Source organism: Azospirillum sp. FG154 (assembly GCF_057809575.1).
Map to the genome: position 1 here is coordinate 158,357 of NZ_JBMDKF010000001.1, position 23,960 is coordinate 182,316.

Here is a 23,960-nt window from a genome sequence, read left to right on the forward strand (position 1 = left end):
TGGACCAGATGTAGGAACGCCGCAACGGGGCGCCAAGACCATCCTGGCGGCAGGGGCATGACCGCTCCGCGCATCACCAATTCCGATTTTTCCGGCGCGTCGCCCAAAATTTTGGAAAAATCACGCCATATCGGTGGCTGAACGCCCGGAATGCTCCCGCAAAGCGCAGGGTTTCGACCATCGCCGTGGTTGACAGATCCGGTTCCGCCCTTTCATTGTGCAGTGCAATGAACACGACCATCGCCGCCATTCGCCGCTACCCCGTCAAGGGGCTGAGCGGTCAGGACCTGCCCGCCGTCGATCTGACCGCCGGACAGGCGATCCCGCTCGACCGCCGTTACGGGCTGCTGCACGGCCCGGCGGCGTTGGACGCCGATTTCGACGGTTGGCGACCGCCAGCCGATTTCTTCACGCTGGACCGCACGGAAAAGCTGGCGGCGCTCGACACTCTGTTCGACGAGGAAACGCAATCGTTGATCGTCCGGCGCGGCGGGCGGCAGGTGTCGCGCGGGCGGTTGGACCAGCCGATGGGCCGGACGCTGTTGGAGCAGTTTTTCGCCGCCTATCTGGCGGGCATCGTCCCCGGCATGCCGCGTCTGGTGGACGCCAAGGCCGGATCCTTCGGCGACACGGAAGAGCCGTCGCTGGTGCTGGTCAACCTCGCCAGCCTGCGCGACGTGGAGGAGCGGATCGCCAAAAAGCCGGTCGATCCCCGCCGTCTGCGCGCCAATCTGCTGCTGGACGGCTTGGCCCCTTGGGCGGAGCGGGCCTGGATCGGCAAGACCTTGGCCATTGGCGGGGCGGTTCTGCGCGTCACCGAGGCGGTGGATTGCCGCCCAGCCAACGACGTCAACCCGGACAACGGCGCGACCGACCTCAACCTGCTGCCGATCATGGAGCGTGGCTTCGGTCACACCCACATCGCCATCCGCGCCCAAGTGGTCGCCGGTGGCCGGATCGCCTTGGGCGACCCGGTTTCACCAAACGCCGACTGAGAACGCCGACTGACTGAAAACACCGACTGAGCGGGGCAAAACCCGCCAAAATCAGCGCGGCGGTCAGGCGTTGACCGTCGCCCGCTCTTCCGTGTTGCCGGTTTCCTCGTCGCCTTGGTCGTCGTCGTCGTCCATTGAGGTCAACGGGCCGATTTGCGGCTGGGCATGGCCCGGCGCCGGAGCGCCGCCGCGCTGGCGATTTTCCGATTCTTGGATCTGGTTGATGATGCGGAGGTAATGCTCCGCATGCTGAAGGTAGTTTTCAGCCTGCACCCGGTCGCCGGACGACATCGCGTCGCGGGCCAGCGTTTGATACTTCTCGTTGACTTGCCACGCGTTGCCGCGAATGCGCACGTCCGGCCCGTTGCTGTCGAAGTTCTGATGACGCAACGGCACGTTCTGGCGACGCCCGGCGTTGCCGCCGCCGCCGCCGCCACCGTTGCCGCCGCCTCCGCCGCCATTGTTGCCACGGCCACGCGAACGCCTGGAGTTCGGTCCCTGTCTCATTCGGCTCTTAAGGCCCCATACAAGAGAAGCGCATTCCCCGGAACGCTCCAGCGGCTCATTCGGCCTGTTCGGCCCGGCCGCCAAGCCCGCCATGGACAGTCCACGGATGGGTCACGGGGATCAAACGACACGTCAACGGTGGATGCGGTCGTCTTTTGCGGGCGACGCTCGGCATATCAACCAATCCGAGACACGAAACTCCGCGCACACCACGATCACGGTCGTACACCGCACAGTATCCGCCACAGCCCGGCAATCCAACCCTTTTTTTGGCTAGTGGCCGGATGGTCGAGCGTTTCGCGCCCGCACGCAGCGCTCGACCCCGCCCAGATCCCGCAACAGAGCGATGTCAACGAAGCCCTGCCCGTCGAGCAGCGCCGCCACATCGGTCGCCTGCCCCTGCCCGACCTCGAAAACGACCAGCCCGCCGGGAGTCAGCAACCCGGGAAGCTGGGCGGCGATGACGCGGTAGGGGGCCAACCCGTCCGGCCCGCCATCCAGCGCGCGCAGCGGGTCATGCTCCCGCACCTCCGGGGCCAGCGTGGCGATGTCGGCGCTGGGAATGTAGGGCGGGTTTGATACAACGATATCGAAACGATCCTTGATTCCATGCGCCCAATCGCCGGTTTGAAAGCGCGCGCGCGCCTCCAGCCCGTTGCGCCGGGCGTTGCCGGTCGCCGCCTCCACCGCCAAGGGGCTGAGATCGACGCCCAGACCACGCGCGTTGGGCAGCTCAGCCAGCAGCGCCAGCAGGATGCAGCCCGTTCCGGTTCCGAGATCAATCAGGTCAAGAGCCGCTTTTTTGTCCGAAATCGCGGCGAGCGCCGCGTCCACCACCGTTTCGGTGTCGGGGCGGGGTTCCAGCGTGTCGGGGTTCAGCGCCAGATCCAAGGTCCAGAACTCCCGATGGCCGAGGATCCGCCCCACCGGCTCCCGCGCCGCCCGCCGCTCGATCAACGCCAGCGCGCGGGCGGCGTCCGTTTCGGAAACGATTTGTTCTGATTTCGTAATGAAATCCATGCGGGTGAGGCCAAGGGCGTCTTCCAGCAGATAGCGGACGTCCAACTCCGGCGTGTCCACGCCCGCCTCGCGCAAACGGGATTCGGCGTCGCGCCGCAGGGTGTTGAGGGTTGTCATTTCCGAAATCTTTCCTCACATTTTCCCGAGCGAAACATCGAGCGCAACTCTGGGACCATCCCCTCTCCCGCGAAGCGGGGGAGGGTTAAGGAGGGGGCAACCGCACATCAACCATGCCGCGCATTCCCAAATCAACAAAGACGCAAGCCCGTGGCATGCGTCACATTCCAACCGACGCGGAGCGCAAGCTTTGGAGCCTCCTGCGGCGTCGGCAGTTGGGCGGCTGGTACTTCCGACGGCAGCACGCCATTCCTCCCTACATCGCCGATTTCGCTTGCGTCGAAGCCCGCCTGATCGTCGAAGCGGATGGCGGCCAGCATGCGGACTCCACGCATGACGCGCGGCGCGACGAACGGCTGAAGGCGCAAGGTTGGCGCATTTTACGCTTCTGGAACAACGACGCGCTGCGTCATTCAGAGGGTGTGGCGCGCATGATTTGGGAAGCCCTCGGCCCCCTCCCCGACCCTCCCCCGCCTTCGGCGGGAGAGGGAGAAGAATAGCGGAAGCGCCCCGCCACCCTCACCCCATTTCGGCCAGCCGGGCGGCTTCGTCCTCCGACACCAGGGCGTCGACGAACTCGTCGAGGGCTTCGCCCGACATCATCTTGTCGATCTTGTAAAGCGTCAAATTGATGCGGTGGTCGGTGACGCGGCCTTGCGGGAAATTGTAGGTGCGGATGCGTTCGGAACGGTCGCCGCTGCCCACCTGATTCTTGCGGTCAGCGGCGCGAACCGCGTCCTTTTCGGCGCGTTCACGGTCATACAGCCGGGCGCGCAGCACCTTCAGCGCCTTGGCCTTGTTCTTGTGCTGGGATTTTTCATCCTGCTGGATCACCACCAACCCGGTCGGCAGATGGGTGATGCGCACGGCGCTGTCGGTGGTGTTGACCGACTGGCCGCCAGGGCCGGAGGAGCGGAAGACGTCGATCCGCAAATCCTTGTCGTCGATGTGGATGTCCACCTCTTCGGCTTCCGGCAGAACGGCGACAGTGGCGGCGGAGGTGTGGATGCGGCCCTGCGCCTCGGTCGCCGGAACCCGCTGCACGCGGTGGACGCCGGATTCAAACTTCAGCCGGGCGAACACGTTGCGCCCGGTGATGTTGGCCGTGGCCTCCTTGTAGCCGCCGACGCCGGTTTCGCTGACGTCCATAACCTCGAACCGCCAGCCGCGCAGACCGGCGTAGCGGCGGTACATCTCGAACAGTTCGGCGGCGAACAGCCCGGCCTCGTCGCCGCCGGTTCCGGCGCGCACCTCCAGGATGGCGTTCTTCTCGTCCGCCTCGTCCTTGGGCAGCAGGGAGACTTGGACCCGCCGCTCGAAATCCGGGATGCGCTTGGACAGATCGCGGAATTCCTCCTCCGCCATCGCCTTCATTTCGGGATCGCCGTCAGGGTCGGCGATCATTTGCGCCAGATCGACGGCCTCGGCCTTGGCCTTTTTCAACTCGCCGATGGCTTCGGCGATGGGGGTCAGGTCGGCGTATTCCTTGGACAGCCGGGCGAACTCGCCCGCCTCCGCCAGACCGGCGGCGAGCGCGTCGCGCAACTCGTCATGGCGCGCCACGACCTTATTGAAGGTGTCGTCCAGATTCACGTCGCTCGTCCTCATCCCGTTCATCGCCGGACCGTTCGTCAGCGGCCCGCTGTTCCGCCGCCGTTCCGTCCAGACGGAACAAGCGGAACAGCAGCCGTTCCGCCGCCGCCCGCTCGGCCAACCCCACCCCGTCCTGATCCGCCGCCAGCTCCCGCAACGCCTCCGACGGGTGGTGCAGCAGCCGATTGACCAGCAGCCGGGTGGCCGACCCGGCGTCCAACCCGCTGTGATCGGCCAGCAGACGCCGCCGCTCCCGCTCGAAATGCGCCCGCAGCGCCGCCACGGCGGGCACGGCGGCGCGTTCGGCGCGGTCGCGGGCGAAGGCGGCCACCGCCTCGTCCACGATGCTCCAGGCGGCTTGCGTCGCCGCCTCCCGCCCCACCCGGCCTTGCAGCGCCACCCGCTCCAGATCGGCCAGATCATAGACGAAGGCGCCGTCCATCCCGGCCACCGCCGGATCGACGTCCGACGGAATCGCCGCGTCCACCACGAAGATCGGACGGCGGCGGCGGCGCTTCAACGCCGCCTCCATCATCGCCGTGGACAGGATATAGCGCCCCAAGCCGGTCGCGGTCACGACGATATCGGCCCCGGCCAACGCGGAATCGAGATCGGCCCAAGGCGCGAAATGGCCCGACAGGCGCCGCGCCGCCGTTTCCGCCCGCCGATCTACCGGCGCGGCGACGGTCAGGCGCGGCAAGCCCGCCTCGCGCAGCCCATCCAACACCAGCGTTCCCATGTCGCCCAGCCCGATCAGCAGGGCCGAACAGCGCTTCAGATCGCCGTGCAGGTCGCGCGCCACCTGGATGGCGGCGGCGGCGAGCGAGGTCGCCCCCTCGGCGATCGGGGTTTCGCTGCGCACCCGCTTGGCGGCGGCGTAGGCGGCCTGCAACACCGCCTCCAGTTCCGGCCCGGTCAGGCCCAGCGTCGCCGCGCCGCGATGGGCGGCCTTGAGCTGGCCCAATATGTGCGGCTCGCCAATGATCTGGCTGTCGAGCGAGCAGGCGACCGCGAACAGGTGGCGGATCGCCTCCGGCCCGGCGCGGGTGTAAAGCTGGTCGGAGAAATCCGCCGTCGCCATGCCGACCCGCTCGGCCATCACCGCCGCGATGGCCAGCGCCGCCTCGTTCGGGCGGGGGTGGACGGCCTGAACCTCCACCCGGTCACAGGTGCTCAACCACAGCGCTTGCGTCACCCCGACGGCGCGCAACCGCTCCAGCACGCCCGGCACCTCCGCGTCATCGGTGGCGAGGCGATCACGGATCACCCCGGAACAGGTCCGATGGCTGGCGCCGATGACAAGATAGGATGCGGTGGTCACGCCGGGGGTCGTTTCGTTCCTGCCGGTTGCGGGGATGTGCAAGGTGAAGATTTATTTGAGACACCGATGAACACAGATAAACACAGATTTTTCTATCATGCTGCGTACAGTTGAGCCGGAGGCGCGACGCTCACACGATCATCCAAATTTTTTATCTGTGTCTTTCATCTGTGTTTATCTGTGTTCATCGGTGTCAAAAATTTACTCGACCATCGCAGCCGCCTTCGCCGCCTCGATCTCCGCCGCTTTCTTTTCGACCAGCCCGACGAGATGCTCGACGATGTCCTGGTCTTTCAGACGGTGGTCGGTGACGCCGGACAGGTAGATTTGGTGGGTGTTGTTGCCGCCGCCGGTCAGGCCGATGTCGGTTTCCCGCGCTTCGCCGGGGCCATTGACCACGCAGCCGATCACCGACAGGGTCAAGGGCGTCGTGATGTGGGCCAAACGGGCTTCCAGCAACTCCACCGTCTTGATGACGTTGAAGTTCTGGCGGGCGCAGCTTGGGCAGGAAATCACCGTCACGCCGCGCCGCCGCAGGCCCAGCGACTTCAGCATTTCATAGCCGACCTGGACCTCTTCCGCCGGATCGGCGGACAGGGAGACGCGCAGCGTGTCGCCGATGCCCGACCACAGCAGCATCCCCAAACCGATGGACGACTTCACGGTCCCAGCCCGCAAGCCCCCCGCCTCGGTGATGCCGATGTGCAGGGGATAATCGCAGGCCTCGGCCAAGCCCTGATAGGCGGCGACGGCCAAAAAGGCGTCCGACGCCTTCACCGAAATCTTGAACTCGCGGAAATCATTGTCTTCCAGGATCTTCGCGTGGTTCAGCGCGCTTTCGACCATCGCCTCCGGGCAGGGTTCGCCGTATTTCTCCAGCAAATCCTGCTCCAGCGATCCGGCGTTGACGCCGATGCGCATCGAACAACCGTGATCCTTGGCGGCCTTCACCACCTCGCGCACCCGCTCCGCCGAGCCGATGTTGCCGGGGTTGATGCGCAGGCAGGCCGCCCCGCTCTCCGCCGCCTCGATGGCGCGCTTGTAATGGAAATGGATGTCGGCGACGACCGGGACCGACACCTGTTTGACGATGTCTTTGAGCGCCAACGCCGATTCGCGGTCGGGGCAGGACACGCGGACGATGTCCACCCCCACCCGTTCCGCCGCCTGGATTTGCTCGACCGTCGCCTTGACGTCGGTGGTCGGCGTGTTGGTCATGGTCTGGACCGAAATCGGCGCGTCGCCGCCGACCAACACATTGCCCACCCGGATCTGACGGGACTTGCGGCGGATGATCTGACGATAGGCGCGAACGGTCATGGCGGGAACCTCAGGACAAACGGCGTCACGCTGGACATACGGTCCGGCGCGACGGTTTCAAGCGGGCGGGCGCGCGAGCCTCAGCGGCTCTTCACCACCCCATGAGCGTCAATCGAAACATCGCGCAGCACCATGCCGACCGATCCCAGCGGCGCGCTTTCCACCCCATCGGCGACGACGACCAGACCACCGGCGTTGCCGGTGCGAACGCGCACGCCCGCCTTGTCGGGAACGCGGTACGTGTCGCCCGGCTTCAGAACGCGGGTGAACACGATGTCGCTGCCGTCGCGGATTTGCAGCCAGCTTTCCTGCGTCGCCTTCAACACCAGTTTGGGATTTTGATTCTGCATCCCATAGACCTTGGCGTTGGGGTTGGCGGGCGCCGCATCCACCGGGCGAGCGGCGGCGGCCTGAGCCGCAGCCGTCTGCGCCGCCAGCGGGGTCGGCTCCTGCGGCGAGCTTTCGGTGTCCTCATCGTCCGTCGGCGAGGCGGCGGCGGCCACCGGAACCGACGTCGGTTTGCTGGTTGGCGTCGGCGGCGCAATGACTGGCGCCGTGGTCGGCGAAGGCGTGACGGGAGGCGCGGCGGGGGACGCGACGACGGGAGGAGGCGCCGCGACGGACGACGACGACGCCGGGTTGGTTGCCGAGGGGGGCGCCGTGGTCGCGCTGGCGCTGGGGCTGACCACAAGCGGGGCCGACATGGCGGATGGCGTCGGGGCGGCGGTGGTCGGCAGCGCGGCGATGATCGGCGCGGCGGGCGCGGCGGCGTCGGTCCCCGATGGAGCCGCGCCGCTCTTCATCGGCAGCGCGTCAAGCAGCGAGACCAGACGGTCGGGCAGGCGCGGCACCAGATCGGCCACCGAACGGTCGGTGGCCGACAGATAATACCAGCCGCCATAGACGAGGCCCGCCAACACCAGCGTGACCAGCAGCAGCGTGCCGCCGGGCACCCGCCCCTCGGTCGCCGGGGTCGGCAGATACAGCTCCTGCTCACGCAGCGCGCCCACCGCCTCCGCCTTGTAGCGGGCGACGATGTCCACCGGGTCCAGCCCGAGATATTCGGCGTAGGAACGCAGGAAACCGGCGGCGTAGGCCGCGCCCGGCAGGTCCTGATACTGCCCGCCCTCGATGGCTTGCAGGTAAGGATAGCGGATGCGCAGCATCGTCGCGACGTCGCGCAGTTCATGGCCCATGGCCTCCCGCGCCTCGCGCAGCGTCTGCGCCACGGTGGGGCCGGTCGGGGTCGAATCGAAGCTGTCGAAAACCTTGCGCTTGGCCATGGAATCGCCGTCTGCTCGCCTCAGGCCCCGCCATGGGACGCCTTTGCGAAATGGGTACGACAAGGCGCCCCTGCGGCGCAACCGGAATGACCACGCGCCGCCCGCCTTCCTGCCCGAAGCCGGGTCAGAAGATGACGCCGTGGTCCTTGCCGAAGGTCTTCAGCTTGTCGCGCAGGCTATGGTCCCCGCCCAGATACAGGCCCGCCATGTAGTCGCGCAGCGCGGCGACGTCGAGCGAGCGCAGCATCGTCTTGACCGGCCCGACCGACGGCGGCGACATCGACAGGGTGCGGAAACCGACGCCGATCAACGCCATGGCGTCGAGCGGCCGCCCGGCCATCTCGCCGCACAGGCTCAGCGACACCCGATGCTTGGCGCATTCGTCCACCAACCGCCGCAGCACGCACAGCATCGGCGGCGACAGCGAATCATAGCGGGTCGAGGTGCGCGGGTTGCCGCGATCCGCCGCGAACAGATATTGCGTCAAGTCGTTGGAGCCGACCGACAGGAAATCCAGCTTCGGCAGCAGGGCGGGCAATTGCCAGAGCAGGGACGGCACCTCGATCATCGTGCCGACGCGCAGACGGCTCGGCGCCTCCACCCCTTGCCCGGCCAGACGCTTGAGTTCCAGATCCAGCAGGCGGCGGGCGCCGTCGAATTCAGCCACCTCGGCGATCATCGGGAACATGACGGACAGCGGACGCCCGGCGGCGGCCAGAAGCAGCGCGCGCAACTGCTGGCGCAGCAAGGACGGGTGGTCCAGCCCGATGCGCACGGCGCGCCAGCCCAGCGCCGGATTTTCCTCCGCGCCGCCGCTCATGTAGGGCAGCATCTTGTCGCCGCCGACGTCCAGCGTGCGGAAGATCACCGGCTTGTCGCCCGCCTCGTCGATGATGCGGGCGTAAAGCTCCGTCTGCGCCTGCACGTCGGGGTAGGAGGAGCGCACCATGAAGGGGATTTCGGTGCGGTACAGGCCGATGCCCTCCGCCCCGCTGGCCTTCAGATGCGGCAGATCGATCAGCAGGCCGCAATTCAGTTGGATGGAGATCGGCACCCCGTCGCGCGTCACCGACGGCTGGTTGCGGATTTCCGCGTACATCTGCTCCTTGCGGTGCTGCAACGCCACCGCTTCGGAGAAGGCCATCTGGATGTCTTCGGCGGGCCGGATGAAGACCTGGCCATGGTCGCCGTCGATGATGAGCTGGTCGAGCGGCTCGATGCGGTTCAGCGCGTCGGCGGCCTGGACGACCGGGATGTTCAGCGCGCGGGCGACGATGCAGACATGGCTGGACGGCGTGCCTTCCTCCAGCAACAGCCCGCGCAGGCGCGAGCGGTCATAGTCCAGCAGCTCCGCCGGTCCCATGGAGCGGGCGACGAGGATCATGTCGTCGGGCTGGGTGGCCCCGTCGGCGCCGGACGTCTTGCCCGCCAGATGCTGCATCAGGCGGTTGGTCAGATCCTCCAGATCCAGCAGCCGTTCGCGGATGTAAGGATCGGTCAGATGGCTCATGCGGGCGCGGGTGTCGTTCTGCACCTGCTGCACCGCCGCCTCCGCCGTCAGGCCGACGCGGATCGCCTCGCGGATGCGCGACAGCCAGCCGCGATCCTCGGCGAACATCCGGTAGGTTTCCAGAATGTCGCGCGGCTCGCCCAAGCCCGCCAGCGTCGCCGCCTCCAACAGATCGTCGATGGCGCTGTGCATGGTGACGAGCGCGGCGTTGAAGCGCTCCAACTCCGCTTCGGCGTCTTCGGCGACCATCTGGCGGATGGTCAGTTGCGGGCGGTGGATCACCGCCAGCCCCATCGCCAGACCGGCGCTCATCGCCGTGCCGGACAGGCGGGCGGGCAGCAGCACCGGGTCGCCGGTGGTCGAGACCTCCGACGGGCTGACCAACTCGCTCTGGGCGACCAGCTCGGCCACCACCATGGCGATGGTCTGGAGGGTTTCGACCTCCTCCTCGACATAGCCCCGGCGGTCCTTGTGCTGGATCACCAGCACGCCGCGCACCTTGCTGCCGCGCAGAATCGGCACGCCCGCCAGCGACAGGAAGGGATCCTCGCCGGTTTCCGGGCGGTAGGCGAAGCTGGGGTGCGAGGGCGCGTTGTCGAGCGCCACCGGGCGGGCGTGGCTGGCGATGTAGCCGACGATGCCCTCGCCGACCCGCAGGCGGGTGTTGTGGACGGCGGTTTTGTTCAGACCCTCGGTCGAGAACAGCTCCAGCACCTCGCCCGCGCGCATGACGTAGCAGGAACAGACGTCGGCCCTCATCTCCGCCGCGATCAGCGAGACGATCTTGTCGAGCCGCTCCTGCCCGGTTCCCGACCCGGCCATGATGTCGCGCAGCGAGGCCAGCAAACGCCGCGACGAGGCGCCGTCGAATATCCCGCCCATGCTCTACCCTCCGGCTGCCGTGTCGAAGCCGCTGCCCATCGTCACACCGCTCCCAGAACCGAGGGCGAGGCCGCCGCCCGATCCGCCGCCCGATCCGGGACCGAAGAACTCAACGATGCCCCAACCCCATGGCGCCCCGCCAGCGCCGTTTCGGCCTGGGCGATCAATTCGGCCAGGATGTCGGCGACCGGCTGTTCGCGGGTGACGAGGCCGACGCTCTGCCCGGCCATCAGGGAACCGAACTCCACGTCGCCGTCGATCACCGCGCGGCGCAGCGCGCCCGCCCAGAAATGTTCGATCTCCAGCAAGCCTTCCTCGCGCGTCAACTCGCCGCCGTCGACGCGGGCGATCACCGTGCGCTGGAATTCCAGAAAGGCCGCGCTGCCCGCGTTGGCCAGCGCGCGCACCGGAATCACCGGGAATCGCGGGTCAAGCTGCACCGACGCCTGGGCGTCGCGGGCCGAGGCGCGGATGAAGGATTTCTTGAAATTGGGATGCGCGATGGATTCGGTGGCGCAGACGAAACGGGTGCCGACCTGCACCCCCGACGCGCCCAATTCCAGATAGGCGACGATCGCCTCGCCGCGCCCGATGCCGCCCGCGACGAACACCGGGGCCTCGCGCAGGTCGGGCAAAATCTCTTGCGCCAACACGGTGGTGGAGACCGGGCCGATGTGGCCGCCCGCCTCCGTCCCTTCGATCACCAGCGCGTCGGCGCCAAGCTTGACCATGCGCCGCCCGCTGGCCAGCGTCGGGGCGAAGGCCATGGCCTTGGCCCCGCCATCCTTGATGCGGGCCAGCGTGGCGCTGGACGGAAAGCCCCCGGCGATGACGACATGGCCGACCGCCTGTTCCCGACAGACGTCGAGCAGCCGGTCCAAAGCGGGGTGCATGTTGATGAGGTTCACGCCGAACGGCTTGTCGGTCAGCGCCTTGGTGGCCGCGATCTCCGCCGCCAGCGCGTCCGGCGGCATCGACCCGCAGGCCAACACCCCGAACCCGCCCGCGTTGGAAATCGCCGCCACCAGACGGCGTTCCGACACCCAGCTCATCGCCCCGCCCATCACGGCGGTGCGCGTGCCGAGAAAGGCGCAGCCGCGCGCCCAAAGCTGATCGAGCCGCGCCCGCGCCGTCGTTTCGGTCATGGCCGACTCAAATCCTCTCTCTTCCCCGACGCCGCGATCAGGCGGCGTCCAGGCCATAGGCGGTGTGCAGGGCGCGCAGCGCCAGCTCCGCATACTCCTCGGCGATCAGGACCGAGATCTTGATTTCCGAGGTGGAAATGACCTGAATGTTGATGCCCTTGTCCGCCAGCGCCTTGAACATGCGTTGGGCGACGCCCGCATGGCTGCGCATGCCGACGCCGATCACCGACACCTTGACGACGTTGGCGTCCGACATGATGCGCTTGCACTTCAGCGTCGCCTGCTCATCCTCCAGCACCTTGACGGCGCGGGCGATGTCGGCCTTGCCGACGGTGAAGGTCATGTCGGTGGACTTGCCGTCTTCCGACACGTTCTGAACGATCATGTCGACGTTGACGGCGGCGTCGGTCAGCGGGCCGAAGATGCTGGCGGCGACGCCGGGCTGATCGGCGACGCCGACCAAGGTGATCTTCGCCTCGTCGCGGCTGTAGGCGATGCCGCTCACAACTTCCTTTTCCACGATCTCGTCCTCGTCAACAACCAGGGTTCCGGGAAGCGCGCTGCCCGCAGCCGCCTCGAAGCTCGACAGCACCTGCACGCGCACGCGGTGGTTCATCGCCATCTCGACCGAGCGCGTCTGAAGCACCTTCGCGCCCTGCGAGGCCAGCTCCAACATCTCCTCATAGGTGATCTTGTCGAGCTTCTTGGCCTTGGTCACGATGCGCGGATCGGTGGTGTAGACGCCGTCCACGTCGGTGTAGATGTCGCAACGGTCGGCCTTGACCGCCGCCGCCAACGCCACCGCCGAGGTGTCGGAGCCGCCACGGCCCAGGGTGGCGATGCGTCCGTCCTTCGTCACGCCCTGGAATCCGGCGACCACGGCGACTTCGCCGGTCTGCATGGATTTTTCCATCTGGGTGGTGTCGATGGAGACGATGCGCGCCTTGCTGTGCGTGTCGTCGGCGTAGATCGGAATCTGCCAACCCGCCCAGGAGCGCGCCGGAATGCCGATGGACTGCAAGGCGATGGCCAGCAGACCGGAGGTCACTTGCTCGCCCGAGGCGACGACCGCGTCATATTCGCGGGCGTCGTGCAGCTTGTCGATGTCGTTGCAGTATTTGACGAGCTGGTTGGTCACGCCGGACATCGCCGACACGACGACGGCCACCTGATGGCCCGCCTTGACTTCCTGCTCCACCTTGCGAGCCACGTTTTTGATGCGGTCGATGTCGCCGACCGACGTGCCTCCGAATTTCAGGACGATCCGCGCCATACCTCACACCAATCTCTGGCCGCCCCCATCGCGCTGTCATGTCGCGTGGAAAAAGGCGGCGTGCGGCACCCCCGCTCTACCGTTGCCGGCGCGGGGCGGCGTATCCATACTCTCTCGCTCACAGCGAGGCAAGGTTGCCCCGCATGCCAACCGTCCCTCTGTTATGGAATTCTCAACCAATGACCGCGACCGCCGGAACCACGCCCACGACGCCCGCCCCCGCCGCCGTTCCGGGCGCCAGCGCGCCCGGCGCGCACAAGGTGGGCGCCAGCACGGTTGATCCGGCGGACGTCGCCCGCTTTTCCGCCATCGCCGCCGAATGGTGGGATCCGACCGGCAAATTCCGCCCGCTGCACCGGCTGAACCCGCTGCGCCTGACCTACATCCGCGACGCCGTGTGCCAACGTCTGGGCCGCGACCCGCTGGCCCCCAGCCCGCTGAAGGGGTTGCGGGTGGTGGACATCGGTTGCGGCGGCGGCCTGCTGTCCGAACCCTTCGCCCGCATGGGGGCGGAGGTGGTCGGGGTGGACGCGTCGGAGAAGAACATCAAGACCGCCGCAACCCACGCCGCCGAAAGCGGCGCGACGGTCGATTACCGCGCCACCACGGCGGAGGCGCTGGCGGCGTCGGGCGAGCGGTTCGACGTGGTGCTGGCGATGGAGGTGATCGAGCATGTCGCCGACGTCAACCTGTTCGTCCAATCCTGCGCCGACCTGCTGGCGCCGGGCGGCGTTCTGTTCCTGGCCACCCTGAACCGCACGCCGAAAAGCTTCGCCATGGCCATCGTCGGGGCGGAGTATGTCTTGCGCTGGCTGCCGCGCGGCACCCACAATTGGCGGCAATTCCTCCGCCCCTCCGAACTCTCCGCCGCCGTCCGCGCCCATGGCCTGGAGATGCGCCACCTGACCGGCGTGACCTACAACCCGCTGACCGACGAGTTCAAACTGAACGCGCGGGATTTGGGCGTGAATTACATGGGGTGGGCGGAGCGGGTGTGAGGGGGACGTTTGATCGGACGGGGCTTGCCCCCTCCCCAACCCTCCCCCGCTGACGCTGGAGAGGGAGCCTGAACCCTTGTCGGCCCGCTGCGGAGTTCCCTCTCCCGCGCCCGCGCGGGGGAGGGTTAGGGAGGGGGCCGCAGAGCGCGCGCCTTACATCGGAGATGACGAGTGGTTGTCGCGCGCGACCACCGCCGTGCACAGAGACGAGAAGAAACTCATTCAGAGTGGATCATTACTCATTGATTTGCTATTTTCTGACTATCACTTTGCGCCGTGACGCGCGCGCCGCCAAGGGTTGACGCGCGCCACAATCGCAAAGCCTGTGACGGCGATTGTGGCGGATGGTGCATGGCCAAAGAAATAACGCTGGAAAATCTTAAAAAGTTTAATGATTGGCTGAAAGACAAACCCGCCGCATGGTCGCACATTATTGCCATCCGCATTGCGCTGCGTATGCTGCCGATAATTGGCAGCGGAATGAAATTGGAAGAAAAGCCGCGCTGGAACGATCAGAGAGCCATTCTCATCTCCTCTGTTTTTCGGGCATGTTGTCTGTCATGGACTGTACATAAATTCCCGTCCCGTGATGTAATCGCCGCCGCCCGCGCCGCCGCCCGCACCGTCGGCGACGCCGCCGCCGACGACGCCGCCACCGCCTACGCCGCCATCGCCTACGCCGCCTACGCCGCCGCCGCCCGCGCCGATGACGCCTCCACCGCCGCCTACGCCGCCGGCATCGCCGCCGACGCCGCCTGCACCGCCGACGCCAGCATCTTGAAGCAAATTGCCCATGATGCTGCGTGGCTTGAAGCACAAGGCAAAGCCGACAACTCCCGCCACGCCGCAGGATTGGCGGAACAACCGCTCTGGCATGAAAATGCCCCGCAATCGCTTCAAGCGGATTGGCAGACCTTCAAAACCAGCCCCTTTGCCGCAGACAACCAATATCAACCTTGGATCCGATGGTATGAAGCGGTTGCGCCCTTTGACCCGCAAACTGCGCCCCGCGATCTGTTCAGCGACGACCTGACAAAGCGCATCGCCACCCAACCAAACGAGTGGTGGAAACGTCCCGCCCTGGAGATCAACACTGACATCGCGCGTTGGATGGGGGAGGAAGAACTTCGCCCAGCCATGCCGCCGCCCTTCCCTCCCGATCCCCGCGCCCAACTGACCGAAGCGCTGGACGCCCTCCCCGGCCAGCAGCCCGCCCCCTATCAGTTCGACTGGCGCGATGGGCGCATGGAGGTTTTGCCGCCGGACGCTCTGCCGGAAGACGGTGGGCTGGCGCAGGATTATTTGGACGAGACGCGCGAGAAGGCGGACAGCCTGCTCGACCATCTCGCCCGCAGCAACGTCGATCCCGACATCGCCCGCAAGGTCAGCAAGCTGCGGCAGGCTTTGACCGAACGCGCCGCCGACTTGCGCCCGGCGGTGGTGGATTCGCGCACCATCACCGTCGAACGCCTTCTCAAGAGGCTCGACAATCCGCAAGATGCGGCGGAATTGTCCTCCCGCATCCTGTCGGATTTGGACGACCTCGCCGAAACCGCCCGCCGCTTGTGCCAATGCTTGCCCGAACTGTGGCTGCGGGACGTGGAGTTGTTGGCGCGTGGCCTGACCACCGACAGCGCCGCTGCGCTGCTGAGCAACCTCAACGCGCTGCGCGATGGGATCAAGGACGCGGAGATCATCGGGCCGAACGTGCAAACCGCGTTCGACACCCTGTCCGAGGAAAGCGCCGAACCCGCCGACGAGGCGCTGAAAAAACGGCGAACCGCGACGTACGCCGTAACCGTTCGGAACTTCCTGAACGCTCTGCTGCGCGGCGGCAAAGGGGCATCATCAGCCATCGCCAACGAGTTGATTTGCTTTTCCCGAGGGGTGCGTGGCAATCTGCGATCTGAAGCTGAAAAACTTGCGGCAAAGGCAATCATCATTGGCACAGTAAGCGTTACAGGCGTTGCTGCGCTGTACGTGATGAATGTCGGCCCCATCCGTGAAATCGTCCGCGCCTTCCCAGAACTTGAACGGGTCGCCAACCTCTTGGACATGCTCCAAACTGGCGCCGCCGATGTCCCTCCCCCCAGCGCGCCGCCACCGCCGCCCACCCCACCCCGCACCGCGCGCCCCACATCCGAAAAAGGCCCCACCCGGCCCGCGTGATCGCACCGGCCCCCCCCCTCACGCCGGGCGGGACCAGCGGTCGGCGCGGGGCAGGCCGGTCAGCAGTTTTTGGAAGCGGCGGGCGTTTGGAGTGGGGGGAGCGGCGGCGGGCAGGACGCAGCAGCTTCGGTATTCCAGGGTCGGTTCAAACGGGCGCCAGCGCAGGGTTGGGTCGGCGTCGTCGGCCAGCGGGAAGGGGTTCATCACCGCCACGCCCAGCCCGGCGCGGACCAGTTCCAGGGCGGAAATCGCCGTGGAGGTTTCCGCCGCCAGCGGGCGTTCGACGCCCGCCTCGGCGAACAGCCGGTCGATCCGCGCGCGCATGGAATGGCGGCGCGTGAGCGCGATGGCGGGAACCTCCGCCAGATCGGCGGGCCGCAGCACCGGCGATTCCGCCAGCGGGTGGCCGGACGGCAGAACGCAGGCCAGGGCGGACAGGCGGAACGGCTCCAGCCGGACGCCGGAATGCAGCGGCGCGCTGTCGGTCACGCCCAGATCGGCCCGCCCCTCCGCCACCAGCGCGACGACGGCGTCGGAGCCGACCACCTCGACCTGAAGGACGACGTGGGGGTGGACGGCGCGGAAGCGGGCGGCGGCGCGGCTGAGCAGAGCCAGGGCGAAGGCGGGCGGCGCCGCCACCGTCAAGCGCCCCGCCGCCGGACCCGCCGCAAGGCCCGAGGCGACGCGGTCCAGCGCGTGGAACACGTCGTCCAACTCGTCGTTGATGGCCAGCGCCTCGGCGGTTGGGCGGATCAGGCGTCCGGCCCGCTCGAACAGCGGCACGCCCAGCCGCGCTTCCAACAACGCCAGCGCCCGGCTGACCGAGGATTGCGAACAGCCCAGCCGCAGGGCCGCCCCGGCGGTGGTGCCGTTGGCGATGGTCGCCCGCAGGGCTTCCAGTTCGACCAGGGTCGGGCGGCGGTGGCGCATCGGCGCGCTCCCGGCTGGTTTGCGGCGGTTGGCGGCTGGTTCAACAACAATAACGCATTGATTTTGGCGTTGTCGATGCGGTTCCAGCCAGGGATGCTGAGCGGCGGCGAAGCGTCATCGGAAGGAGCGTCATCATGCGGAGACTCGCGGTTGTCGGGTTGGTTGGGCTGGCCCTGTGGCTGGCGGGCGGGGTTCCGGCGGGGGCGCAGCAGCCCCAAGGCAAAATCCAGGGATCCGAATTGTCGCCCAGCCCCGACAATCTCGCCAGCACCTGGACCGGCGCCAGTCTGGTTCTGCCGCCCGCGCTGACCGGCGGGGCGCTGTGGCAAGGGCCGCTGCGCGACGCCCCGTCCGCCATCGGCGCGGCGGCGGCGGCGCGGTCGCCCCTGGTCATCCTGATGCACGGGTCCAGCGGCTTGGCCCCCTTCGTCGGCGAGCATCAACGCTGGCTGGCGGAGCGGCTGGGCTTGCCCTCCATCGCCCCCGACAGCCTGGCCATCCCCAACCGCCTGACCTACAGCTCCCCCATCGACGTCGCGGTGTATGAGCGGGTGCACAGCCTGCGTCTGGCCGAGTTGGAACACGCGCTGGCCCAGGCCAAGGCGCTGCCCTGGGTCGATCCGGCGCGGATCCTGATCGCCGGAACCAGCGAAGGCGCGGTTCCGGTCGCCCGGCTGAGCGATCCGCAGCCGCTGGCCCGCCTGATTTATTCCTGGAGCTGCGAAGCCAATTATTTCGTCGAGGCCCCGAAAACGGCCGTGCCAACCGACAGCCCGGTGTTGAGCGTGATCGCCACGCGCGACCCGTATTTCTCGCCGGAAAACCCGTGGAACGCCCCCTACGCCGTCAAGGGCACGTGCGGCGAGGCGCTGAAGGCGCACAAGGACGCGACGATCATCGCCCTGTCGTCCGACAAGCACACGATCCTGAACAGCCCGCAGTCCCGCGACGCCGCCGCCGCCTTCATCACGCGGGTGCTGGGGCGTTAGGCTTGCGGCGCGCTCAATCCTCGTAGAGCGCGGCCAACGGCAGGGAAAGGTCCAGCGCCGTCAGGACGACGTCGCCCTCCGTCACGATGTCGGCCGCCCAATGGAGACCGTCGCGGCGGTAAATCTCGACCCGGCGGTCGTCCTGCGCCACCAGAACGATTTCCCGCAGGCTGGGGATTTTCTGATAGTTGGCGCGCTTTTCCCGGCGGTCGACCGCTTCCGTGCTGTCGGACAGCACCTCGACGATCAGGACCGGGGCGTGGACCACGTAAGGATCGTCGTCGCCCGGATGGCAGGTGGCGACGACGTCCGGGTAATAATAGGCGTTCGCCGCCTCGACACGGACCTTCACGTCGTTGAGATAAGCGTCGCAACCCCGACGGAGCGCGGCTTGCCGGATGGCGTGGCCGAACCGCGCGACGATCTGCGCATGCCGTCGGCTGGCCCCGACCATGGCGAAGACCTCGCCATCGACATACTCGTGACGAATCTCCGCCCGCTGTTCGGCGGCCAGATACTCGTCTGGAGATATCCAAAACTTGCGGAGCGCGTTCGTCATGAACCGCAGTGTAACCCACGCCGGCGCCCCACGCCACCGCGCGCAAAGAAAAAGGCCGCGCGACGGATGCGGCGGCCCTTTGACGGAATTCCGGTGGGGAGAGCGCCCGCTAGGCGGCGGGGCTGGCCTCGTTCTGAGTCAGCAGGGCGAAAATCGCGTCGCCCGATTGCGCGCCGCGCAGCTTTTCGCACACGGCTTGATCGCGCAGCAGGCGCGACACGCGGGCCAGCGCCTTCAGATGGTCCGCGCCCGACTGGTCGGGGGCGAGAAGAAGGAAAATCAAATCGACCGGCTGCTCATCGATGGCGTCAAAATCGATGGGCCGTTCCAAACGGGCGAAGACGCCGTGAACGCGGTCGAGGCTGGACAGTTTGCCGTGGGGAATGGCGATGCCATGCCCCACGCCGGTCGTGCCCAGCCGCTCGCGATCCAAAAGGACGTCGAAAATCAGCCGTTCGGGCTGTCCGGTCAGCTCGGACGCTTTGCGCGCCAGCTCCTGCAAGGCCTGCTTTTTGTTGCCGGCCTTGAGGTGCGGGAGAATGGCGTGCGCCGTGATGAGATCGAGCATGACGCTTCGAGCCGGGGGTCAGCGCCTGGGGTCAGGCGCCGGCCTTCTCCGCCGGGTCGACCCAGCCGATGTTGCCGTCGGCGCGACGGTAGACCATGTTCAAGCGGCCATGCGCGCCGTTGTGGAACATCAGCGCCGGGGCCTGGGCCAGTTCAAGGCGCATCACCGCCTCGCTGACCGACAGGGTGGCGATGGTGGTTTCCATCTCGGCGACGACCATCGGCTGCGGGGCCGCGTCGGCCGGAGCCTCGTCCTGGTGATCCTCGGCCTCGGCTTCCAGGATCTGGTAGCGGGCGGGGATGACCTCGGCGGCGCCGTTTTCGCTGTGGTGGTCGCGCAGGCGGCTCTTGTAGCGGCGCAGGCGCTTGGCCAGCTTGTCGCACGCGGTGTCGAACGCCGGATACGGCTCCGTCGCGTCGGACGCGCTTTGCAGGACGATGCCACGGCCCACATGGACCTGGATGTCGGCCTTGTACAGATGCGCGTCCTTGGTCAGGACGACGTTCGCTTCGATCGGCTTGGTGAAGTACTTGCCGACCACGGCGTTCAGGCTGTCGGCCACATGGGTGCGCAGGGCGTCGCCCACGTCAAGCTGCTTGCCTTTGACGGTCAGTTGCATGTTGGAACGTTTCCAAAAAATTGGTCCGCTGGGGACGGTGTAAAGACGGCGGGCCGCCACGTGCGGGGCGGGACCATAGTGATGGATGTTGGGGCTGTCAACAAACCCCACAAATCCAAGGTCTGGCTACATGCGTGACATCTTGGCACGGCGTCTCTGCACCGATGACGGTATTTTCATAGCTTCACGATACTTCGCGACGGTCCTTCGCGCAATGTCGATCCCCTCCGCGCGGAGAATCTCGACAAGTTTATCGTCCGACAGAACGTCTTCGGCCTTTTCGGCGTCGATCATGGTTTTGATGCGGTGCCGAACCGCTTCTGCGGAATGAGCCGCCTGTCCATCGGCGCCCTGGATGGAGGAGGTGAAGAAATACTTCAGCTCGAACACGCCGCGCTGGGTCGCCATGAACTTGTTGGTCGTCACCCGGCTGACCGTGCTTTCGTGCATGCCGATGGCCTCGGCGATGTCGCGCAGGATCAACGGCTTCAGGTGCGAAACGCCGTGGATGAAAAAGGCGTCCTGCTGGCGGATGATCTCGCTGGCCACCTTCAGGATGGTGGTGGCGCGCTGGTGCAGCGATTTGACCAGCCAGTTGGCCGATTGGAATTTCTCGGTCAGATACTCCTTGTCGGCCTTGTTCTTGGCGACGTCGGAGATCTTGGCGAAATAGCGGTGGTTGACCAGCACGCGCGGCAGCGTGTCGGGGTTCAGGTCGATCAGCCAGCCGCCGCCGGGGTTGGCCCGCATCAGGATGTCGGGCGTCACCAACTGGGCTGGCGTGTGGTCGAACAGCATCGCCGGTTTCGGGTTCAGCTTGCGGATGTCCGACACCATGTCGGCGACATCCTCGGCGTCCACCCCGCAGACCTTCATGATGGCGGCGAGGTTGCGCGCGGCCAGCAGATCCAGATTGTCGAGCAGCGCCTCCATCGCCGGATCCAGCCGGTTCTTTTCGCGCAGTTGGATCGCCAGACATTCTTTCAGCGAGCGGGCGAAGATGCCCGCCGGGTCAAAGCGCTGACAGGCCGCCAGCACCCGTTCCACTCGCTCCACCGCGCAGCCAAGCTGTTCGGCCAGGATCCCGGCGTCGAAGCCGACCAGCCAGCCCGCCCCGTCCAGCATGTCGATCAGCGCCAGCCCGATGAGCTGGTCGCCATGATCGGGCAAATCAATCTTGAGCTGTTCGGTCAGATGCTCGCGCAGGCTCTTTTCGCCGGTCAGAGTCGCTTCCAGATTCGAGTCGTCGTCCTCGAAGCCGCTGCGCCCGCCGCGATCGTTGTAGGAGCCATAAACCTCGTTGCCGCCGTCCGAGCCGTCGGAAAAGCGGTCGTCGGCATAGACATTCTCGAAATCGGTGTCGAGCGGCGACTCCGACGGCAGCCCCATCGTGTCCGACGAGGTCATCTCCACCGTGTCGCGGGTCCGCCCATCGGACGGCGGCAGGCCCGGCCCGTCGTCGCGTCCGTTCAGGCTTTCGGCCAGCGTGCCGCCGAACTCCAGACCATCCCCCGAGCCATCGCCTGACCCGCCGCCCGGTCCGTCCAGACCGCCCGGAACCTCGCCGTTCGACACGGGGTCGCTGCCGCCGTCGGTCGGGCCGGTTTCCCGTTCCAGCAGGGGGTTCTGCTCGATCTCACGGTCCACGAAATCCGACAGCTCGATGTTCGACAGTTGCAGCAGCTTGATCGCCTGCTGCAACTGCGGCGTCATCACCAGGGTTTGAGCTTGTCGAAGATCGAGCCGTTGCGCGAGCGCCATGGGGGAGAAACCGAAGGCTAGAGGCTGAATCGGTCGCCGAGGTAGACCCGGCGCACATCCTCGTGCGCCACAATCTCCGCCGGCCCGCCTTCCATTAGTACCACACCATCGTGCAAGATGTATGCCCGATCCACAAGATCCAATGTCTCACGCACATTGTGATCGGTGATGAGCACGCCGATGCCCCGGTCGCGCAGATGCCCGACCAGCTCGCGGATGTCGTTGACGGCGATGGGGTCGATGCCCGCCAGCGGCTCGTCCAGCAGGATGAAATGCGGCTGACCGGCCAGCGCGCGGGCGATCTCCACGCGCCGACGCTCGCCGCCCGACAGGGCCAGCGCCGGGGCGCGGCGCAGATGGGTGACGGAGAATTCGGCCAGCAGCTCGTCCAGCATCGCCTCGCGGGCGTCGCGGTCGCTCTCCACCACCTCCAGCACCGAGCGGATGTTGTTCTCCACCGTCATGCCCCGGAAGATCGAGGCCTCTTGCGGCAGATAGCCGATGCCCAGACGGGCGCGGCGGTACATCGGCAGCGCCGTGATGTCCTGCCCATCCAGCGTGATGGAGCCGGAATCGGCGGCGATCAGGCCGGTTATCATGTAGAAGCAGGTCGTCTTGCCCGCCCCGTTGGGGCCAAGCAACCCCACCGCCTCGCCACGCTGGACGCTGATTGACACGTCGCGGACGACGGGCCGCTTCTTAAAGGATTTGCCGAGATGGTGGGCGATCAATCCCTCCCCCGGCGCAGGCGCGCTGGGGGCGTTGCGGGTCGGTTGGGTCACGGTTTTTTACCGTCTGCGGGCTTCGGGGGAGTCTTGCCGCCATCGGCGTCCGGCTTCTGCCCGGAAACCAGCAGGCCGTTGACCCGCCCGGCGCTGGGGCCGGCGATGACGCGGTTGACCTTGGTGGTCATGTTCATTTCGGCGGATTCGCCGTTGATCTGGTTTTCGCCGCGCGTGATCTTCACGTTGCCGATCAGCACCGCGACGTTGTCGGCGATCGAATAGACCAGCTTGTCCGACACCGCGACGTCGGTGGTGGTCGTCACCACGACGTTGCCCGACCCGTCGATGCGCTCCATCTGGGTCGAGCCGTCGGGCATCTTCTTGAGCTGGCCGATCAACACGTCGGCGCGCATGCGGTCATTGCCGCGCACCGCCACCGCGTCGCCGCGCGCCACCGTCAACTCGCGCGCCTCGTAATATTCCAGGCTGTCGCGGGCGGTGACGACGTCCTTGGTGGTGATGAGCTTCAGCGCCTTGCCGGTGACGACGGCGATTTGCCGGTCAATGTCATAGACGCCATGGTCGCCAAAGACCTGTTGGGTCGGGCTGACCACCCGCACCGATCCCTCGGCGACCAGTTGGAACACCTCGTTCCCCTTGCCGGGAACCTCGCGGTAATAGGCGGTCAGCACGTCGGCGAACACCGTCGATTCGCCGCGCTTGGCCGAGGCGTTGCCGCGCGCCACATAGGCGCGGACGTCCTGATGCCATTCGATGGCCTGATCGGCGTTGACCTCGACCGGCGTCTTGCCCGCCGCCATGCCCGGAAGCCCCTGGGCCAGAGCGGACCCGGCGGCGCCGACCAGCCCAGCCCCAAGACCCAAGACCAGCCCGGCGACGCGAAGAGCGCGCGCGAAACGATCCGGTTTGCCCCATCCGGCGGCGCCCGCCCCCGGTTTGCCCCATCCCTGCATCACCGCTTCGTTCCTCCCGGACGCTCTGCCGCCTGTACCTCGGCCTTGGACTGATTGAGGAAGACCACGGTTTTGCCATGGTCGGTCATGCGAAAGCCCTTGGCGTTGATCTCGCCCTGCGGCCCCTGCCCGACGACGTGGACGTTGCCCCAAGCGTCGCCCTTGCGAATGTCGGTTTCCGCCTCTTCCGTCGTGAACTCGCTGCCGTCGTCGCGCATGAAGCGGACATGGCCGCGCATCAGCAAGATGCCCGTCACCTGATTGTACCACCCCTTGTCCGAACGGATCGTCACCCAAGCGCCGCCGGTCTCCGTCAATTCGGCTTCCGGCAGGTCGAGCAGCACGATGTCGGGTTGATCGGCGGATTTGTCGGCCTGTTTGGCGACCAGGGAAAAGGGTTGGTTGTGCTCGTCCACGCTGAAATAGCGCGGCTTGAGCATTTCCGTCTGCCCCTTGTCGGCGGCGATGCGCGGGGTCGGCACGTTGTTCAAGGACGGCCATGCCGCCAGAACCGCGACCAGAGACAGGGCCGCGACCGGCAGGAAAAACTTCATTCCGGTGACGAAACGGCTGTACAGACGGCTGACCGGGCGGGTGTCGCGGCGGCGATGAACGCGCTTGGCGGCGGCCAGGACCGGGCCGACGCGTTCGGCGGCGTGGCGGTCGCCGGTCTGTGGGGCGTCGGTGGTCATGCGGGGGCCT

22 protein-coding genes are annotated in these 23,960 nt (G+C 66.9%); 5 read left to right on the forward strand and 17 right to left on the reverse strand.

Annotated features, from left to right (window positions below; all coding sequences use genetic code 11):
• The first annotated feature begins 227 nt into the window (after positions 1-227).
• Positions 228-995, forward strand: coding sequence for an MOSC domain-containing protein (locus tag ACODS4_RS00770; protein ID WP_488859780.1), 768 nt, complete (start codon positions 228-230; stop codon positions 993-995).
• Between the two features lie 63 nt (positions 996-1,058).
• On the opposite strand, the gene ACODS4_RS00775 is transcribed toward ACODS4_RS00770, so the two are convergent.
• Both ACODS4_RS00775 and prmC read right to left on the reverse strand, forming a co-directional pair.
• A complete protein-coding gene (locus tag ACODS4_RS00775) occupies positions 1,059-1,595 on the reverse strand; it encodes a DUF4167 domain-containing protein (protein WP_488859781.1) in 537 nt (178 codons plus the stop codon).
• A gap of 180 nt (positions 1,596-1,775) precedes the next feature.
• The gene (gene prmC / locus ACODS4_RS00780) at positions 1,776-2,639 is read right to left on the reverse strand and encodes a peptide chain release factor N(5)-glutamine methyltransferase (protein WP_488859782.1); all 864 of its coding nucleotides are present in this window, start codon (positions 2,637-2,639) and stop codon (positions 1,776-1,778) included.
• 113 nt (positions 2,640-2,752) lie between these two features.
• Between prmC and ACODS4_RS00785 the strand changes: the two genes are divergently transcribed.
• Complete coding sequence (locus ACODS4_RS00785) at positions 2,753-3,139, forward strand: endonuclease domain-containing protein (RefSeq protein WP_488859783.1); 387 nt, start codon at positions 2,753-2,755, stop codon at positions 3,137-3,139.
• A gap of 19 nt (positions 3,140-3,158) precedes the next feature.
• Here the strand turns inward: ACODS4_RS00785 and prfA are convergent, their stop codons facing one another.
• The 7 genes from prfA to ACODS4_RS00820 all read right to left on the reverse strand — a co-directional run bounded on the left by prfA (position 3,159) and on the right by ACODS4_RS00820 (position 12,966).
• Complete coding sequence (gene prfA, locus ACODS4_RS00790) at positions 3,159-4,232, reverse strand: peptide chain release factor 1 (RefSeq protein WP_488860304.1); 1,074 nt, start codon at positions 4,230-4,232, stop codon at positions 3,159-3,161.
• Positions 4,207-5,553, reverse strand: coding sequence for a glutamyl-tRNA reductase (gene hemA, locus ACODS4_RS00795; protein ID WP_488859784.1), 1,347 nt, complete (start codon positions 5,551-5,553; stop codon positions 4,207-4,209). The genes prfA and hemA overlap by 26 nt, the downstream gene beginning before the upstream one ends.
• A gap of 201 nt (positions 5,554-5,754) precedes the next feature.
• The gene (gene ispG / locus ACODS4_RS00800; RefSeq protein WP_488859785.1) at positions 5,755-6,873 is read right to left on the reverse strand and encodes a flavodoxin-dependent (E)-4-hydroxy-3-methylbut-2-enyl-diphosphate synthase; all 1,119 of its coding nucleotides are present in this window, start codon (positions 6,871-6,873) and stop codon (positions 5,755-5,757) included.
• Positions 6,874-6,953: 80 nt separating this feature from the next.
• Entirely contained in the window at positions 6,954-8,156 is a 1,203-nt protein-coding gene (locus ACODS4_RS00805; RefSeq protein WP_488859786.1) for a helix-turn-helix domain-containing protein, read from the reverse strand.
• Positions 8,157-8,280: 124 nt separating this feature from the next.
• Positions 8,281-10,548 (reverse strand): phosphoenolpyruvate--protein phosphotransferase, encoded by a 2,268-nt coding sequence (gene ptsP, locus ACODS4_RS00810; RefSeq protein WP_488859787.1) that lies wholly within the window; start codon positions 10,546-10,548, stop codon positions 8,281-8,283.
• Between the two features lie 41 nt (positions 10,549-10,589).
• Complete coding sequence (locus ACODS4_RS00815; protein WP_488859788.1) at positions 10,590-11,693, reverse strand: NAD(P)H-dependent flavin oxidoreductase; 1,104 nt, start codon at positions 11,691-11,693, stop codon at positions 10,590-10,592.
• Positions 11,694-11,730: 37 nt separating this feature from the next.
• A complete protein-coding gene (locus tag ACODS4_RS00820; protein WP_488859789.1) occupies positions 11,731-12,966 on the reverse strand; it encodes an aspartate kinase in 1,236 nt (411 codons plus the stop codon).
• A 179-nt stretch (positions 12,967-13,145) separates the two neighbouring features.
• Between ACODS4_RS00820 and ubiG the strand changes: the two genes are divergently transcribed.
• Complete coding sequence (gene ubiG, locus ACODS4_RS00825; RefSeq protein ID WP_488859790.1) at positions 13,146-13,964, forward strand: bifunctional 2-polyprenyl-6-hydroxyphenol methylase/3-demethylubiquinol 3-O-methyltransferase UbiG; 819 nt, start codon at positions 13,146-13,148, stop codon at positions 13,962-13,964.
• Positions 13,965-14,444: 480 nt separating this feature from the next.
• Positions 14,445-16,133, forward strand: a complete 1,689-nt coding sequence (locus tag ACODS4_RS00830) for a hypothetical protein (RefSeq protein ID WP_488859791.1) — start codon at positions 14,445-14,447, stop codon at positions 16,131-16,133.
• Positions 16,134-16,151: 18 nt separating this feature from the next.
• On the opposite strand, the gene ACODS4_RS00835 is transcribed toward ACODS4_RS00830, so the two are convergent.
• Positions 16,152-17,063: a LysR substrate-binding domain-containing protein gene (locus ACODS4_RS00835; RefSeq protein ID WP_488859792.1), complete on the reverse strand. Its 912-nt coding sequence runs from the start codon at positions 17,061-17,063 to the stop codon at positions 16,152-16,154.
• A 134-nt stretch (positions 17,064-17,197) separates the two neighbouring features.
• On the opposite strand from ACODS4_RS00835, the gene ACODS4_RS00840 reads away from it, so the two are divergent.
• On the forward strand, positions 17,198-18,052 hold the full coding sequence (locus ACODS4_RS00840; protein WP_488859793.1) for a dienelactone hydrolase family protein: 855 nt from the start codon (positions 17,198-17,200) through the stop codon (positions 18,050-18,052).
• A 13-nt stretch (positions 18,053-18,065) separates the two neighbouring features.
• Here ACODS4_RS00840 and ACODS4_RS00845 read toward each other — a convergent pair whose 3' ends face one another.
• The 7 genes from ACODS4_RS00845 to lptC form a co-directional block, all read right to left on the reverse strand.
• Positions 18,066-18,611, reverse strand: coding sequence for a Uma2 family endonuclease (locus ACODS4_RS00845; RefSeq protein WP_488859794.1), 546 nt, complete (start codon positions 18,609-18,611; stop codon positions 18,066-18,068).
• Between the two features lie 109 nt (positions 18,612-18,720).
• The gene (gene ptsN, locus ACODS4_RS00850) at positions 18,721-19,179 is read right to left on the reverse strand and encodes a PTS IIA-like nitrogen regulatory protein PtsN (protein WP_119828840.1); all 459 of its coding nucleotides are present in this window, start codon (positions 19,177-19,179) and stop codon (positions 18,721-18,723) included.
• Between the two features lie 31 nt (positions 19,180-19,210).
• Entirely contained in the window at positions 19,211-19,798 is a 588-nt protein-coding gene (gene hpf, locus ACODS4_RS00855; RefSeq protein WP_488859795.1) for a ribosome hibernation-promoting factor, HPF/YfiA family, read from the reverse strand.
• Between the two features lie 126 nt (positions 19,799-19,924).
• Positions 19,925-21,559: an RNA polymerase factor sigma-54 gene (rpoN, locus tag ACODS4_RS00860; RefSeq protein WP_488859796.1), complete on the reverse strand. Its 1,635-nt coding sequence runs from the start codon at positions 21,557-21,559 to the stop codon at positions 19,925-19,927.
• Positions 21,560-21,576: 17 nt separating this feature from the next.
• Positions 21,577-22,341, reverse strand: a complete 765-nt coding sequence (gene lptB, locus ACODS4_RS00865; protein ID WP_119828838.1) for an LPS export ABC transporter ATP-binding protein — start codon at positions 22,339-22,341, stop codon at positions 21,577-21,579.
• The gene (locus ACODS4_RS00870) at positions 22,338-23,258 is read right to left on the reverse strand and encodes an LptA/OstA family protein (protein WP_488860306.1); all 921 of its coding nucleotides are present in this window, start codon (positions 23,256-23,258) and stop codon (positions 22,338-22,340) included. Before ACODS4_RS00870 ends, lptB begins: the two co-directional genes overlap by 4 nt.
• The gene (gene lptC, locus ACODS4_RS00875) at positions 23,258-23,950 is read right to left on the reverse strand and encodes an LPS export ABC transporter periplasmic protein LptC (protein ID WP_488859797.1); all 693 of its coding nucleotides are present in this window, start codon (positions 23,948-23,950) and stop codon (positions 23,258-23,260) included. Before lptC ends, ACODS4_RS00870 begins: the two co-directional genes overlap by 1 nt.
• Positions 23,951-23,960 lie beyond the last annotated feature (10 nt).